At 65.6% G+C, this 14,842-nt stretch carries 14 protein-coding genes; 1 reads left to right on the top strand and 13 read right to left on the bottom strand.

Features of this window, described 5'->3' with window-relative positions; all coding sequences use genetic code 11:
• Positions 1 to 2: 2 nt before the first annotated feature.
• From ACWBU6_RS20705 to ACWBU6_RS20680, 6 genes are all read right to left on the bottom strand, one after another.
• Complete coding sequence (locus ACWBU6_RS20705; RefSeq protein ID WP_452645262.1) at positions 3 to 1,295, bottom strand: esterase/lipase family protein; 1,293 nt, start codon at positions 1,293 to 1,295, stop codon at positions 3 to 5.
• Positions 1,296 to 1,413: 118 nt separating this feature from the next.
• Positions 1,414 to 2,670, bottom strand: coding sequence for an esterase/lipase family protein (locus tag ACWBU6_RS20700; RefSeq protein ID WP_452645261.1), 1,257 nt, complete (start codon positions 2,668 to 2,670; stop codon positions 1,414 to 1,416).
• A gap of 16 nt (positions 2,671 to 2,686) precedes the next feature.
• Positions 2,687 to 3,880, bottom strand: a complete 1,194-nt coding sequence (locus tag ACWBU6_RS20695; protein ID WP_452645260.1) for an aminotransferase-like domain-containing protein — start codon at positions 3,878 to 3,880, stop codon at positions 2,687 to 2,689.
• Between the two features lie 19 nt (positions 3,881 to 3,899).
• Positions 3,900 to 4,361 (bottom strand): RidA family protein, encoded by a 462-nt coding sequence (locus ACWBU6_RS20690; RefSeq protein ID WP_452645259.1) that lies wholly within the window; start codon positions 4,359 to 4,361, stop codon positions 3,900 to 3,902.
• A 67-nt stretch (positions 4,362 to 4,428) separates the two neighbouring features.
• Positions 4,429 to 5,286, bottom strand: a complete 858-nt coding sequence (locus tag ACWBU6_RS20685; protein ID WP_452645258.1) for a DMT family transporter — start codon at positions 5,284 to 5,286, stop codon at positions 4,429 to 4,431.
• A 170-nt stretch (positions 5,287 to 5,456) separates the two neighbouring features.
• Positions 5,457 to 6,434: a threonine dehydratase gene (locus tag ACWBU6_RS20680; protein WP_452645257.1), complete on the bottom strand. Its 978-nt coding sequence runs from the start codon at positions 6,432 to 6,434 to the stop codon at positions 5,457 to 5,459.
• Positions 6,435 to 6,549: 115 nt separating this feature from the next.
• On the opposite strand from ACWBU6_RS20680, the gene ACWBU6_RS20675 reads away from it, so the two are divergent.
• Positions 6,550 to 7,983 (top strand): aminotransferase-like domain-containing protein, encoded by a 1,434-nt coding sequence (locus ACWBU6_RS20675; RefSeq protein ID WP_452645256.1) that lies wholly within the window; start codon positions 6,550 to 6,552, stop codon positions 7,981 to 7,983.
• On the opposite strand, the gene ACWBU6_RS20670 is transcribed toward ACWBU6_RS20675, so the two are convergent.
• From ACWBU6_RS20670 to ACWBU6_RS20640, 7 genes are read right to left on the bottom strand one after another with little or no spacing between them, the layout of a single operon-like run.
• Positions 7,980 to 9,302, bottom strand: coding sequence for a LytR C-terminal domain-containing protein (locus ACWBU6_RS20670; protein WP_452645255.1), 1,323 nt, complete (start codon positions 9,300 to 9,302; stop codon positions 7,980 to 7,982). The two genes, ACWBU6_RS20675 and ACWBU6_RS20670, sit on opposite strands and share 4 nt — an antisense overlap.
• Before the next feature lie 12 nt (positions 9,303 to 9,314).
• Complete coding sequence (locus ACWBU6_RS20665) at positions 9,315 to 10,274, bottom strand: type II secretion system F family protein (RefSeq protein WP_452645254.1); 960 nt, start codon at positions 10,272 to 10,274, stop codon at positions 9,315 to 9,317.
• A gap of 12 nt (positions 10,275 to 10,286) precedes the next feature.
• The gene (locus ACWBU6_RS20660; protein WP_452645253.1) at positions 10,287 to 11,264 is read right to left on the bottom strand and encodes a type II secretion system F family protein; all 978 of its coding nucleotides are present in this window, start codon (positions 11,262 to 11,264) and stop codon (positions 10,287 to 10,289) included.
• A gap of 3 nt (positions 11,265 to 11,267) precedes the next feature.
• Positions 11,268 to 12,641 (bottom strand): CpaF family protein, encoded by a 1,374-nt coding sequence (locus ACWBU6_RS20655; protein WP_452645252.1) that lies wholly within the window; start codon positions 12,639 to 12,641, stop codon positions 11,268 to 11,270.
• Between the two features lie 34 nt (positions 12,642 to 12,675).
• Entirely contained in the window at positions 12,676 to 13,836 is a 1,161-nt protein-coding gene (locus tag ACWBU6_RS20650) for an AAA family ATPase (protein WP_452645251.1), read from the bottom strand.
• Positions 13,837 to 13,844: 8 nt separating this feature from the next.
• Positions 13,845 to 14,375 carry a TadE/TadG family type IV pilus assembly protein gene (locus tag ACWBU6_RS20645; protein WP_452645250.1) on the bottom strand — a complete coding sequence of 177 codons (531 nt, stop codon included), beginning with the start codon at positions 14,373 to 14,375 and terminating at the stop codon, positions 13,845 to 13,847.
• A gap of 7 nt (positions 14,376 to 14,382) precedes the next feature.
• Positions 14,383 to 14,841 (bottom strand): TadE/TadG family type IV pilus assembly protein, encoded by a 459-nt coding sequence (locus tag ACWBU6_RS20640; RefSeq protein ID WP_452645249.1) that lies wholly within the window; start codon positions 14,839 to 14,841, stop codon positions 14,383 to 14,385.
• Position 14,842 lies beyond the last annotated feature (1 nt).

Raw genomic sequence — 14,842 nt, 5'->3', positions numbered from 1 at the left:
CTTCACAGCCCGCCGAGGATGCGCAGCAGGTTGTCATAGACCGGATAGACCGCCCACGACGGCGAGTCCCAACCGATCACGTCAAAGTGGTCGTACTGGTCGTAGTAGCCGATGTAGTTCCAGCTTCCCTTGACGGGAGCGCCGTCGAAGTTGCGCTGCGGCTGGCCGGAAGGCCCGCGCATCGAGACGGTATTCACCACGCCGTCATTCGGATACCACTGCGGCGATCGGTATGAGCCCATGCCACGCTGCAGGATCGACGGCACCACCCATTCGCCAGCCGTATTCTTCAGGAAAAAGATCATGTCGTTGCGGGCGTACTGGTAATCGCTGCTCTGGAACGGCGCAATTACCCGGTCGGTGTTGTTGCAGCACCAGTGGCCTTGCTCCGTGGCGCGCGAGCCGATCGAGAAGTAGTAGACGTGCGGCGAAGTCTTCACCCAGCCATTCAGCTGCGCGGCGCCGTCCGGGGCCAGGTCCCACTGCGCGGCATCATGGTTGGAGAGCTGCCAGAACGGTGCGCCGCGCGTGCGGGCGATGAAGTCGCCGATCGATTCTGCCGGCCCTTGCGCCAGACCGTATTGCTCGAGACGGAACTTGTAGCCGCTGCCGCCGGAGCCGCCCAGGCCCGCCACTTCGATGATGCTGCCCGCCAGCTCCGAAACCTTCGGTACGAATTCGACCACCACGTCGCGCAGCGTGGTGCCGTCGTGCGGCGAAGAGATCGAAGTCGCGCTCTTGACCCAGCCCACCTTGCCGCCTGCGTACAAGGCGCCGTTGCCTTCCGTGCCGGCGCCGTTCGGTGCGCCGTTTTCCAGCAGCTGGATCAGGGTCCGGATGGTCTGGCCGCCCTGGCTGTGCGACACGAAATGCACCGGGTGCTGGGCATCCCATTGCGGGTACAGCGCAAGCGGGTACTTGTTGGGATTATTGGCCGGATCGGCCGCCCAGCATTTGCCGGCCGGTTTCTGGATATGGCCGGCGGCGGCATTGTCTGCCGTGTGGCGCGCGCCGTAATCGGCGCAACCGCCCTTGATCTGGTAATACAGTTCGACCGCGCGGTCCCAGTTGGAACTGACCGGACCGACGCCGGCAGTGAAGACGGGCCGCTGCGTGCCGCGGATATGCGCTGCAATGTCGTTGAATCCGCCCCAGTACTTGAAACCCGTGGCAGCAAAGGTCTCCGGTCCGAAGCCGAGGAAGCCGTGCACCAGCACGACCGGGTCGCTGTTGGCGGCGTGGGCGCAAGGGGCTGCCAGGCAGGCGGCAAGGGTGAGGCTCGATAGCACTTTCATGCGGTTGTCTCCCGTGGTTTTTTGTGTGGTTCATTTCACCACGGGGAGATTGCGCACGGTTGCGGCATAACCGTGCCTGCGGAGCCAATCGCAATGCACGGCGAGCCAGCAGGCCCGCTTATTCGAGCCTGGACAGGATAGCCATCAGCTTGTCGTACATTTTCAGCGACGCCGAAGGCTTGGCATCCCAGCCGATCACGTCAAAATGATCCATGCCATGCATGGTGTCGATATGGTTCCAGGCGCCTTTGACCGGCTGTCCGGCCAGCACCTGGACCTTGCTGCCTTGCGGGCCGGCCATGCTGATGGTATTGACCACGCCATCGTTGGCAAACCAGCGCTCGTCGGTCGGCACGCGCCCGGCCGCCGACTGCCGGAACGACCCCATGCCGGGATGCCCAAACGAAGGCACCACCCATTCCCCCGCCATACCCTGCAGGAAAAGGAACATATCGGGGCGCGGGTACTGGAATTCCTTGCCGAAGATGGTCAGCGATTCGGTGGCCCGGGCGGCGAAGGAGAAGTAGTAGACGTCCGGCGAGGTCTTTACCCAGCCGTTCAGTTCGCTGGCGCCGTCGGGCGACAAGTCCCACTGCGCGGAGTCATGGTTTTTCAGGTCCCAGAACGGGTGGCTGCGGGTGCGCTCGAAAAAGTCGTCCACCGACTCGGCGGCGCCGGCCTTCATACCGAACTGCTCCAGCCTGAACTTGAAACCGCTGCCGCCGGAGCCGCCGGCGCCGGTGGCCTGCACGGCCAGTCCCGCCAGCGTCGATGCATCGGGCAGCAAGTCGATCAATATGTCGCGCAGCGTGGTGCCGTCGTGCGGCGTGGCGATGGAGGTGGCGCTAATGACCCAGCCGCGCGCGCCGCCGTTGCCGACGGTACCCTGGTCCATCAGCTGGATCAGGGTGCGGATGGTCTGGCCACCCTGGCTATGGCCGACCAGGTGGACAGGGTGCGCGGCGTCCCATTGCGGATAAAGCGCGAGCGGATGCTTGTCGGGATTGTTGGCAGGGTCGGCCGCCCAGCATTTGCCGGAGGGCTTCTGGATATGGCCGGCGGCCGCATGCTGCGCCGAGTGGCCTGCGCCATAGTCGGCGCAACCACCCTTGATCTGGTAATACAGTTCGATGGCGCGGTCCCAGTTCGAACTGACCGGCCCCACGCCGGCGGTGAATACCTCGCGGCCGCTGCCGGCCTTGATGTACTGCGCGATGTCGTTGAAACCGCCCCAGTAGCGGAAAGCGCCGCCCAGCGTCGCGTGGTCGAAGCCGAAGAAGCCGTGCACCAGCACGACCGGCGGCCTGGCGTCGGCGGCGTGCGCCGCGCCGACGGCCAGCCATGCTGCGAGGATGAACCCCGATATGAACTTCATCCTGCGCAGCAGGCGATTACATGCGAGCTTTGATCAGCTTGCCCAGCACTTCGATGCCGGCGCGGATGCGCTCCGGCGGCACGGTCACGAAGGACAGGCGCAGGGTGTTGGTGGCTGGCTCGTTGGCGTAGAACGGGGCGCCCGGCACGAAAGCGATCTTGTTCTTGATTGCTTCGTCCAGCAGTTCCATCGCGTTGATGTGCTTTGGCAGCTCGACCCAGATGAACATGCCGCCGTCCGGCTTGGTCCAGGTGGCTTCTTTCGGGAAGTGCTGGTCCATGGCGTCCAGCATGGCCTTGCACTGGTTGCCGTACAGTTCGCGGATGGTCGGGATGTGCTGGTCCAGGAAGCCGTCCTTCACCACCTCGTGCACCACCATCTGGGTCAGTTGCGCGGTGTGCAGGTCGGCCGCCTGCTTGGCCAGCTCCAGGCGGCGTACCATCGGCAACGGCGCCACCACGTAGCCCAGGCGGATGCCAGGGGTCAGCACCTTGGAGAACGAGCCCATGTAGATCACGCCTTCCGGATTCATGGCGACCATCTTCGGGCTTGGCTGGCCGGTATAGGACAGCGCGCCGTATGGATCGTCTTCGATCAGCGGCAGGTTCAGGCGGGCGCAGGTCTCCACCAGTTCCTGGCGGCGTGCCACGGACAGCGAGCGGCCGGTCGGGTTCTGGAAGTTCGGCAGCGCGTACAGCAGGCGTGCGCCTTCTGCGATGGCGTCCAGCGACGATGGCACCAGGCCGTGTTCGTCGGTGGCGACGGAGTGGAATTCAGGGCGGTACACCGAGAACGCCTGCAGCGCGCCCAGGTAGGACGGGGTCTCCACCAGCACCTTGCTGCCTTCGTCGATCAGCACCTTGCCGATCAGGTCCAGCGCCTGCTGCGAACCGGACACCATCAGCACCTGTTCCGGCGCAATCTTGGCGCCATTCTGGGACAGCGAATCGGCGATCCACTGGCGCAGCGGCATGTAGCCGTCGGTCGGGCCGTATTGCAGGGCGACTTTGCCGTTGGACGACAGGACCTTGTCGAAGGCTGCCTGCATGATCTCCACCGGGAAGGTGGCTGGCGAAGGCAGGCCGCCGGCGAAGGAGGTGATCTCAGGCTGCTGGGTGACCTTCAGGATCTCACGGATGAAGGACGCCTGCATGCCTTTGGCACGCTCGGAGAAGTTCCACTGCAACGGGTTCTGGTTCTCGATTTTCATATTCAATCTCTAGCGGGGGTTAAGCGATTTCGGCGATCAGTTCAATTTCAACGCAGGCGCCAAGCGGGATCTGCGCCACGCCAAAGGCGGAGCGCGCATGCTTGCCGGCGTCGCCGAACACTTCGCCCAGCAGCTCGGAGCAGCCGTTGGTGACCAGGTGCTGTTCGCTGTAGTCCGGGGTGGAATTGACCAGGCTCATGACCTTGACGATGCGCTTGACGCGGGTCAGGTCGCCGCCGCAGGCTTCCTGCAGGGTGCCCATCATGGCGATGGCGATCGAGCGTGCTGCCTGTTTGCCTTCTTCGGTCGAGATATTCTTGCCCAGTTGGCCAACCCATGGGGTGCCGTCGGCTTTCTTGGCGATGTGGCCGGACAGGAACACCAGGTTACCGGTTTGAACGTGCATGACGTAAGCGGCTACCGGGGCGGCTGGTGCGGCCAGGGTAATATCGAGCGACTGCAGTTTTTCGTAGACAGACATGTGATTTCCAAGAAAAAGGTTCCGTGAATACGTTATTGTACTCTGCACGTTGCCGAATTCGTCACGGTCAACGGGCCACTTTCATGCGTTTTCCTGCGCCGACGACGGCAATTACGGCAAAAGTGAACAGAATATGCTCAATATGCAAAGTTTCGTTCAGGACCACGGCAGCGGCGACCAACGATAATCCGGGCTGGACCAGCTGCACCTGGCCGACCCTGGCCACGCCGCCCAGCGCCATGCCGCGGTACCAGAAAAAGAAGCCGATGAACATCGAGAACACGGAAACGTAGCTGAAGCCCAGCCAGGCGCCGGCTGGGGCGGCGGCAATGCTTTGCCAGTCGCGCCACAGCAGCCAGGCGCTGGCCGGCGCGGCCAGCGGCAGCGACAGCACGAGCGCCCAGCCGATCACCTGCTCACCGCCCATGGTTTGCGCCAGGCGGCCGCCTTCGGCATAGCCCATGGCGGCCAGCGCCACGGCGGCGAAAACGGCCAGGTCGGCCGCATGCAGCCCGCCGCCGGACTGGCGCAGCGCGAAGCCGGCCACCAGGGCGCTGCCGGCTGCGCCCATGCACCAGAAGCCGAGCGAAGGGCGCTCATGGCCGCGCAGTGCGGCAAACAGGGCGGTGGCCAGCGGCAGGATGCCGACCAGCACCGCGCCGTGCGAGGCGGGCAGGGTGCGCATGGCAATGGAAGTGAGCAGGGGGAACCCGAGCACGCAGCCGATCATGACCGCCAGCAGGGTTGGCAACTGGGCACGGGTCGGCAGCGGGGCGCGTTTCCAGCGCAGCCAGCACAGGGCCAGTACAGCTGCAGCCACGGCGCGGCCCATGGCCACGAAGATGGGATCGAGCCCGGCCACGGCCAGGCGGGTGAAGGGCAGCGTCAGGCTGAAGATGGCGACGCCGATGAAGCCGAGCAGCATGCCTTGGGTTTCTGCACCCAACACCGGCAAACCGGCCGGATGGCCGGACCCGTCAGACCCGCAGGGTCTGACACCAAGCTGCGGCACATGCATAACTGGTGTCTGACCGCGCGGGTCTGACACTGGTTTACCGGTTTGGTGCCACCCCGGCCCATCATGTGAGTAAGGCGTCATGGCAGCACCTCTGACAATACGCGCATGATCTTCTCCGCGTCGACGTTCGCCCCGGTCAGCGGCAAGCCCACCTTGCAGCCCGCCACGCGCGGGTCGTGCTTGAGGCGCAAGGCCGCCGCCAGCGCCGCCGCCCCCGCGCCTTCGGCCAGGTTATGCGTCGCCCGGTAGTACAGGCGGATGGCGCGCGCCACTTCCTCGTCGCCGACGGCAACCACGTCGTCCGCATAACGCCGCACGACTTCCAGCGAGCCCGCATCGGGCGTGCGGCAAGCCATGCCGTCCGCCAGTTCGGTGGAGGTGGGCGCCTCGCGCAGTTCGCCGCTGCGGAACGACTCCAGGTAGGCTGGTGCGTGGCTGGACACCACGCCAATCACGCGTGTACGCAGTCCCAGCGCCTCGCGCGCCGCGATAGCTGCGCAGAAGCCCGATCCCTGGCCGATCGGCACAAAGACCGTATCCAACCCAGGCTGCGCATGGAACAGCTCCATCCAGTAGCTTGCCACGCCGGCCACCAGGTCCGCATGGCACGACGGCACCATATGCAAGTCCTGCTTGCGTGCCAGCGACAGCGCATATTCGCGGCTGGCCTGGAAGTCGTCGCCGTACTCGATCAGATCGGCGCCCAGCCCGCGCATGGCGGCGTTCTTCTCAACGCTGTTGCCGTGCGGGACCACAATGCTGACCTTCACGCCATGCCGGCGTGCCGCAAAGGCAATCGATTGGCCATGATTGCCGCGCGTAGCCGACACAATGCCCGCCACGCCAGGCTCGCGCTTTAGCAGCCCGTCGAGGTAGACCAGGCCGCCGCGCACCTTGAAAGCGCCGGTCGGCGTATGGTTTTCATGCTTGACCCAGGCTTCCGTGCCCAGCGCCTCGTTCAGCAGCGGCCAGGAAAACTGCGGCGTGGCCGGCATCGCGCCATAGACGATGGCGGCAGCGGCATCAAGTTCGGCACGGGTAGGCAGCAGGTTCATGGCGCAGGCTCCTTTGATCACTGGAAGTTTGAAGGGGATGGGTGTATCGTAGAATAAGTAACCAGTACAGTACCAGTACACTTGCACGGATAATTTCACGCACTGTGATGGCGATATGACCAATACAATCCTGCTAAGCCGCGCAGGCGGCGAGTCACTCAGCGACCAGATCGTGCGCAGCATCGCGGCCCGCATTGACGACCGCGTACTGCGCGCCGGCGCCCGCATGCCCTCGATCCGCCAGTTCGCCACCTCGCACGGCGTGTCGCCCTTCACCGTGGTTGGCGCCTACGACAAGCTGGTGGCGCGCGGCTATCTCGAATCGCGGCGCGGCGCCGGCTTCTTTATCCGCGACCGTGCGCCGCTGCAGGCGCCGCAGCCGGCAGCGCGCGAGGCGGGCCTGGCGCAGCCGGAAGGCTCGCACGGTCTGGACGTGGTCTGGCTGGTGCGCAATATGTTCCGCACCGTGCCGCACCAGCACATGCCCGGCACCGGCGTGCTGCCGGCCGATTGGCTCGATGGCGTGGCGATCGGCAATGCGCTGCGCGCCATCAGCCGCCAGCACAGCAGCATTCTCTTGAATTACGGTGTGCCGCAAGGCTACCTGCCGCTGCGCCAGCACCTGCAGCACAAGCTGGCCGAACTCGAAATCGGCGCCGCGCCGGAGCAGATCGTCACCACCGCCGGCGTGACCCAGGCGCTGGACATGGTGGCGCGCGAATTCACCCGTCCCGGCGATACGGTATTCGTCGACGATCCGGCCTGGTTCCTGATGTTCGGTTCCTTCGCCGCACTGGGCGCGCGCGTGGTCGGCATCCCGCGCCTGGCCGACGGCCCCGATATCGCGCAACTGGCCGAACTGGCCGCTATCCACAAGCCCAAGCTGTACGTGATCAACACCGTGCTGCATAACCCGAGTTCCACTTCGCTGTCGGCGGCCAAGGCTTTCCAGATCCTGCGCATTGCGGAGGAACACGGCATCACCATCGTGGAAGACGATATCTACTGCGACCTGCACCCGGGCAGCAGCGTGCAGCCCGCCACCCGCATGGCTGCGCTCGACCAGCTAAAGCGTGTGATCTACCTGGGTGGTTTTTCCAAGACCATGGCTGCCAACCTGCGGGTCGGCTTTATCGCCACATCGGAAGAGATGGCGCAGCGCCTGGCCGATCGCAAGATGCTGCAGACCCTGACCACCAGCGATATCGGCGAGCGGGTCGTGCACAAGGTGCTGTCGGAAGGCAGCTACCGCAAGCACACGGAGCGCATCCGCACGCGTCTCGACGGACTGCGCGCGCGCACCGTGCGCCAGCTCGAAAAGACGGGAATGCGCATTGCCAGCGCGCCGCCGGCGGGCATGTTCGTGTGGGTCGATGCCGGGTGCGACACCAATGTGCTGACCGAAAAGGCCATGGGGCAGGGTTTGCTGCTGGCGCCGGGCAGCCTGTTCTCGCCCAGCCAGCTTCCGTCGCAGTTCATGCGGCTGAACATCGCTGCGCTGCAGGCGCCGGAAATCTGGCGCTTCCTGCAGCGCGAGCTCGGGTCTTAGTCTTTCGCTTCCATGGCAACCATCGACAGCGCCGCCGCTTCGGTGGCTGCGGTGAGGCTAAGCCTGGCGTCCTTGCCCAGCACCAGCCGCACATCGCTGGAGGCCAACTGCCGGCTGGCGAGCTGCACCTTGCCTTGCAAGGCTTTTTGCAGGCTGGCAGCCTGTTTTTCGAAGCCCGGGCTGTACTGGATGGTGGTCACCACCTGCCGGTAAGGTTTGGCATTGCTCAGGCGGTCGACGGGAATCCCGATCTGTCCGAGCACGCTGCGGAAGCGGCGCGCCATGCCGGTGACGCCATTGCCGTTCGAGACTTCCAGGCGTGCCAGGCGCACCGCGCCGGCCGCTTGGGAGGCCGCCACGGCGGCCTTGGTCTCGACGGCCGCGTTGTCTGGTGCCGCGGGAATGGCCGGCGCGGCTGCCGGCTCGGGGGCAACGCGGGCTTTCAGCTGGTAGACGTTGCCGGCGACTTTGATCAGTTCCATATAGCTGGCGATGTCGCGCGCCGCCGCCGAAGGCAGGGCGGCCAGTGGCTGCGGTTCCTTGCGCGGGACAAGGACCGCGGCCGGCGCAGCTTCAGTCCCGGACAGCAGGGCCATGTTGGGCGCTGCGGTGACCGGCGCTACCCGCGGCGCAGCTGCAACCGGGGCCGGCACCGGCGGCGCCGCCTCGGTGGGCACCAGGACGGACGGTGCGGCGAGGGGGGCGGCAACAACGGATGGCGCCACGACCGATGGCGCAACGGCGGCGGGCGCCGACGCCGCGGGGGCCGGCGCAAGCGGGGCGTCCGGTGCCGGTGCTGCGGGGGCCACGGTGAGCTGCGGCGCATCGCCTGCCGGTGCGATGCCGAGCGCCGCTTCGGCCAGTTGCAGGTTCTGGAATGCCTTCGGGCCCGCGCCCAGTGCCATCGCACGGCGCAGCGTCTGTGCCGCCCCGGCATGGTCGCCCAGCAGGTGCTGCACGTAGCCCAGGTTGGTATGCGGCTGCGCCTCGCCCGGATAGTCCTTCACCAGCGCCACCAGGGCCTTGCGCGCCAGTTCCAGGTCGCCGCGCTGCGCTTCGATCACGGCTACCGCGTTGCGGGCCTCCAGCTGGTTGGCATCGAGGGCCAGCGATTGTGCATACGCCCCCAGGGCCAGGGCCAACTGGCCGCGCTCGTGGTGGAAGCGCGCCAGCCGGTTCCAGCTGGCAGCCTGGTTGCCCGGCATGTCGCCGCGTACAACCGGCTGCAAGGCCAACGGACGCGACGCCGGCGGGGTACCGCATGCGCAGAGAAGGCCGCAACCCATTACGGCCAGGGCGATTGGCTTGAGCTTGATCATGGCAATTCCTTTCTAGCCGGCGTCGGCGCCGCCCATGGTTGGCAGCAGAACGCGGTAAATGGAGATAAAGGCAGGCCCCATCAACACCACCAGCAGCGATGGGAAGATGAAGAAGATCAAAGGGAACAGCAGTTTCAGGGAAATCTTGGCAGCGGCTTCTTCGGCGCGTTGGCGGCGCCGCGTACGCAGCTGTTCGGACTGCACGCGCAGCGAGTCGGCGATACTGGTGCCGAAGCGCTCGGCCTGGATCAGCATGGCCACCAGCGCGTCCACGTCTTCCACTCCGGTGCGCAGCGCCAGGTTGCGCAAGGCGCGCTCCTTGGCCAGGCCGGCGCGCAGCTCCAGGGTCACCAGGTTCAGTTCATCGGCCAGGATCGGGCTCTTGATGCCGATTTCTTCCGCCACCCGCAGCAAGGCGGCGTCCATCGCCAGGCCGGCCTCGACGCAAACGGTCATCAGGTCCAGCGCATCGGGGAAGGACTCGAAGATCTCGAGCTGGCGGCGGTTGACCGCCCAGCGCAGTATGAAGTTCGGCAGGTAGTAGCCCAGTGCCGCGGCCAGCAGCAGCCAGAACATCAGGCCATTGCCCGACAGGCGGGACCCGGACAGCACCAGCGCGGCGTACATGACCAGCGGCAGGATGATGGCCAGCGAGGTCTTGCCGGCGAAGTACAGCGGCCCCATGGAGGCATGGCGCAGGCCCGCATTCATGAAGCGCGTGCGCAGCGACGATTTCTCCCACTCCTCGGTTTCGCCGCCGGACAGTTTGGCGACCGGCGCCAGCCAGGCCGCGATGCGCGCCAGCAGGTTGGGGTTGATGCGCTCACGGCGGCGAATGCCTGAAGCTTGGCCGCTGACCTGCTGCAGGCGGCCCTGCACCGGATTGCCGCTAAAGCGCAGCATGACCACATAGGCGGTGCCGAACACCAGCAGGAATACCAGGGCCAGGAAGGCCATTTGTAGGACGTTCATCTCATTCTCCCGCTAGACGCGAATCCGGATAATCTTGCGCATTGCCAGCACGCCCAGGAACATCATGACCAGTGCGCCGGCCACCATCTTCTGGCCGGCCGGGTCGGTGTAGAGCACGGCCAGGAAGCCGGGATTGCTGAGCTGGATCATCAGCGCGGCGGCAAACGGCAGCAGGCCGAGCACCCAGGCCGACATGCGGCCCTCGGCCGACAGCACGCGGATCTGGCCCAGCAGCTTCATGCGCTCGCGCACGATCTTGCTGATGTTGTCCAGCAGTTCGGCCAGGTTGCCGCCGGTCTCGCGCTGGATCATCACGGCGATCACGAAGTAGCGCAGGTCGGTGCTGGGCACCCGGGTGGCCATGTTCATCAGCGCGTCGTTCATGGAAATGCCGAAATTGACCTCGTCGAAGGTGGCTTTGAATTCGTCGGCGATCGGTGCATTCATTTCGTCGCCCACCATCTTCATCGCGGTAGGAAAGGCGTGGCCGGCGCGCAGGGCGCGGCCGATCAGGTCCAGCGCATCGGGCAGCTGCTGGTCCACCTTGGCCAGGCGCTTGCTTTTTGCCCTCAGCACCAGCAGCAGCGGGATGCATACCGAGCCAGCCATCAGCGGCAGCACCAGCAGCAGCGGCAGCCGCAGGAACAGTGCCAGGCCGCCGGCCAGCACGGGGCTGATCAGCGACAGCACCAGCAGGTCCGAAACCGTCCATGTCATGCCGGACTGCTCCAGCAAGCGGTCCAGATGGCTGACGCGCGGCATCTGCAGCAGCAGGCGCTGGAACAGCGGGCTCTCGCTGAGCAGGCGCTTCTTGATCATCGAGGCGCTTTCGCCGCCGGCGTGGCTGCCGGCCGACATCATGCGCAGGCGGCGCGCAACCCGTTCCGCTTCCGGCCCCTTGGCCGAATTCCAGGTCAGGTACATGCCTTCGATCAGCAGCACCACGGCCAGGAAGACCAGGATGCCGGTTGCGTAGTAGAGGTAGTCCATGGCTTACGTCCTCTTTTGCACGGTTGGGTCGAAGATATCGTCGGCCAGGGTGACGCCGAAGGTGCGCAGGCGCTCGCCGAAGCGCGGCCGCACGCCGGTGGCGCTGAAATAGCCCTGCACCGCGCCGTCCGTGCCCACCCCGGTCTGCTTGAAGCAGAAGATTTCCTGCATGGTGATCATTTCGCCTTCCATGCCGGTGATCTCCTGGATCGACATCAGCTTGCGCTTGCCGTCGGTCAGGCGCGCCACCTGCACCACCACCCCGATGGCGGAAGCGATCTGCTGGCGCATGGCCTTCACCGGCAGGCCGGCAGCGCCCATGCTGATCATGTTCTCCAGGCGGGTCAGCGCGTCGCGCGGGGTGTTGGCGTGGATCGTGGCCATCGAGCCCTCGTGGCCGGTATTCATGGCCTGCAGCATGTCCAGCGCTTCGGCGCCGCGCACCTCGCCCAGGATGATGCGGTCGGGGCGCATGCGCAGTGCATTGCGCACCAGGGAGCGCTGCGTCACCTCGCCCTTGTTCTCGATGTTGGGCGGGCGGGTTTCCAGGCGCACGATGTGCGGTTGCTGCAGCTGCAGCTCGGCCGCGTCTTCGATGGTGACGATGCGCTCGCTGTGGCTGATGTAGCCGGAGATCGCATTGAGCATGGTGGTCTTGCCGGAGCCGGTGCCGCCCGAGATCAGGATATTCACCTTGCTCTTGCCCAGCGCCTGCAGGATGGTGGCCATGGCCTCGGTCATCGAATTGAAGCTGATCAGCTCCGCCAGGCCCAGCGGGTCGGCCGAGAAGCGGCGGATCGACAGCACCGGGCCGTCGATCGCCAGCGGCGGGATGATGGCGTTGACGCGCGAGCCGTCCGGCAGGCGCGCGTCGACCATCGGGCTCGACTCGTCGATGCGGCGTCCCACGCGCGACACGATCTTGTCGATGATCTTCATCAGGTGCGCATCGTCGTTGAAGGTGACAGCCGTCAGCTCCAGGCAGCCCTTGCGTTCCACGTACACCTGGTGCGCCCCGTTCACCAGGATGTCCGACACGTTGGGATCGGCCAGCAGCGGTTCCAGCGGCCCGAAACCCAGCACCTCGTACTGGATGTCGCGCGTCAGGTTGCGCCGTTCGCTGTCGTTAATGACCACCATGTTCTCTTCCAGCAGGCGCTCGACCAGGATCTTCAGCTCGTCGCGGATCTGGTCCTGGGTCAGGCGCTGCATGCCTTCCAGGTCGACCCGGTCGAGCAGCGTCTGGTGGATGCGGTGCTTGAGCTGCTGGTAGGCGCGGTTGTCGATCGCCTCGGACTGGCGCAGGGCGGAGATATTGCCGTTGATGGGCGCGGCGGCGCCGAGGCGGTTGCGAAGGTTCTGGGCTGGTACTTGCATGATCGGCTCCATGGGCTGGGCTGGGGACGCGGCGCTATGCGCGCTGGAGGATTCGGGACAACCAGCCGCGCGACTCGGTGCTGCTGTCGCCGGCCAGGGTACGCGCCAGGTCCTGCAATGCCCGGGAAATCGGGCTGGTGCGCTGGAGCTGCAGGATCGGCACGCCCTGGTTGACCGAGGCGGCGGCAGCTTCGTAGTGGTTCGGGATGGTGCGGAACATCTCCATACCGTAGGCTTGCTCGCAGTCGCGCAGGCGGATGTCGCCGGTGTTCGAATGGCGATTGACGATCAGGTGGATTTTGTCCTTCCGATAGTCAAGCGAACGGAAAACCTGCAGCAGCCGCTTGCCGTCGCGGATATACGGCAGCGTGGCCTGCAGGATGGGGAAGATCATGTCGGCCTGGTCCAGGGCGCGCACCGAAACGGCGTCCAGGCTGCGGCCGATATCGAGCACCACGAAGTCGTAGTGCTGGCGCGCCAGTCGCAGCAGGGCGTCGACGTGTTCGGGATGCACGTCGTTGGCCTGGGTTGGGTCGTCCGGTGCGGCCAGTACGTGGAAGTTCGGGGTCACCTGCACCATGCTGGAAAACAGCAGCGAGGCGTCCAGGCGGTGCATCTGCTGCGCCACGCTGGCCACGCTGGCGGCGGGGCGCTGGTCGGAAACGAACAGCGAGGCGTCGCCAAACTGCAGGTTGAAGTCGAACAGCGCCACTTTCTTGCCTTCGGCCGCAGCCAGCGCGTAACCCAGGTTGGCGGCCAGGAAGGTGGCGCCGCTGCCGCCTTTGCAGGAGATGAAGGCCAGCACCTTGCCCAGCGAGCGGGCGCTGAAATTGCGCTTCTCGTCGAGGCGGCGCACCGCTGCCTGCAGCGCGGCGCCGTCGATCGGCACCGGCAGCACTTCGCGTACGCCGGCGCGCATGGCCTGCATCAGGAAGTCGGGAGTCTGCTGGGTGCAGGCGACGATGATGGCCATGTCCGGGTGCTGCACGCTGAGCGTTTCCAGGCGTTCGAAATCGTCGCCATTGAGCAGCGGCTGGGCAACCAGCAGCAGGTCCGGCGCCAGGCCGTCAAAGCGCGGCAGCTTGTCGAGCAGGCCGGGCAGCACGTCGACCTGGTCGGCCGGGCTGCGCTCGCGCAGGATGCGGGCGATTTCGAACAGTTGCTTGTCATTGCTGGAGATGGCGGTGATCTTCATGGCATCGCTCAGTTGGTAAAGCCGAGGCTTTCGGCGTAGACGACAGTGGTGGCTTGCGGCATGGCGTTGGCCGGACGCGTGGCGGTGACGGCGCCGGCCTTGAAAATCAAGGGTTTGTACTCGACGTTCCGGACCGAGACTTCGACGTACATGATGCATTCCGTGGTGCGGGTGGCGTCGTTGCAGGCCGACAGGTTGTCGCCGGCGTCGAGCGGAACGGCGGTGACCTCATCGACGCCGTTGGCACGCAGGTAGCGGATGAAGATGTTGGAACTGGTGATTTCCGGGCCGCCCGGCAGGGTGGATGCGCCGAACAGGGCGAAGCTCTTGATGGCGGCGCTGTCCGAGACCCAGCGCACGGTCGCCTCGCGCGCGCCGCGGCGGCTGATTTCCTGCATGGTGTTATAGACGTACATCATGCGGCCGAACTCGAAGATGCCGTAGATGAAGGCCAGCAGCAGGCTGCCGATGATGGCGAATTCCACGATCGCCGCGCCGCTCTGGCGTTTCAGGCTGGAATGACGGGCCAGGGTTTGCATGGCATCCTCACAGCATGTAGCGCATGGTGGTGCGCGGGGTCAGGTTGATGACGCGGACCGAATTGCCGATCAGCGGTACGGTCTGGCCGATGTTGATGGCGTAGCCGGTGATCTCGACCCGTATGCCGCCCGGTGCCGTGCCGTCGATGCAGGCGCTGTCGTTGTACGAGGCATCCAGGCAGGTGACCACCACATTGCTGCGGGCGAAGCCTGGCACCTTGGCGGCGCTGGCGGCGGCCATGACGATGTCCTTGGCGGTGCTGACCGAGCTCGAATTGATGGTGGCGCTCTTGGCCACGCTCATGTAGCGGGCGCCGTCGCGGGTGGCCTTGCTTAAGGCATCGTAATAGGCGAAGGCGCGGCCGAGCTCCCAGGTGCCTGCCAGCAGCAGGAACAGGATCGATGCCACCAGTCCGAATTCGACCAGGGCGGCTCCGGATTGCTTGGTAAATGGGCGGGTACGCATG

It is taken from the genome of Pseudoduganella sp. HUAS MS19, from assembly GCF_053615455.1.
Note: the sequence above shows the minus strand (reverse complement) of the source record. Positions and strands in the feature narration are given on the sequence as shown.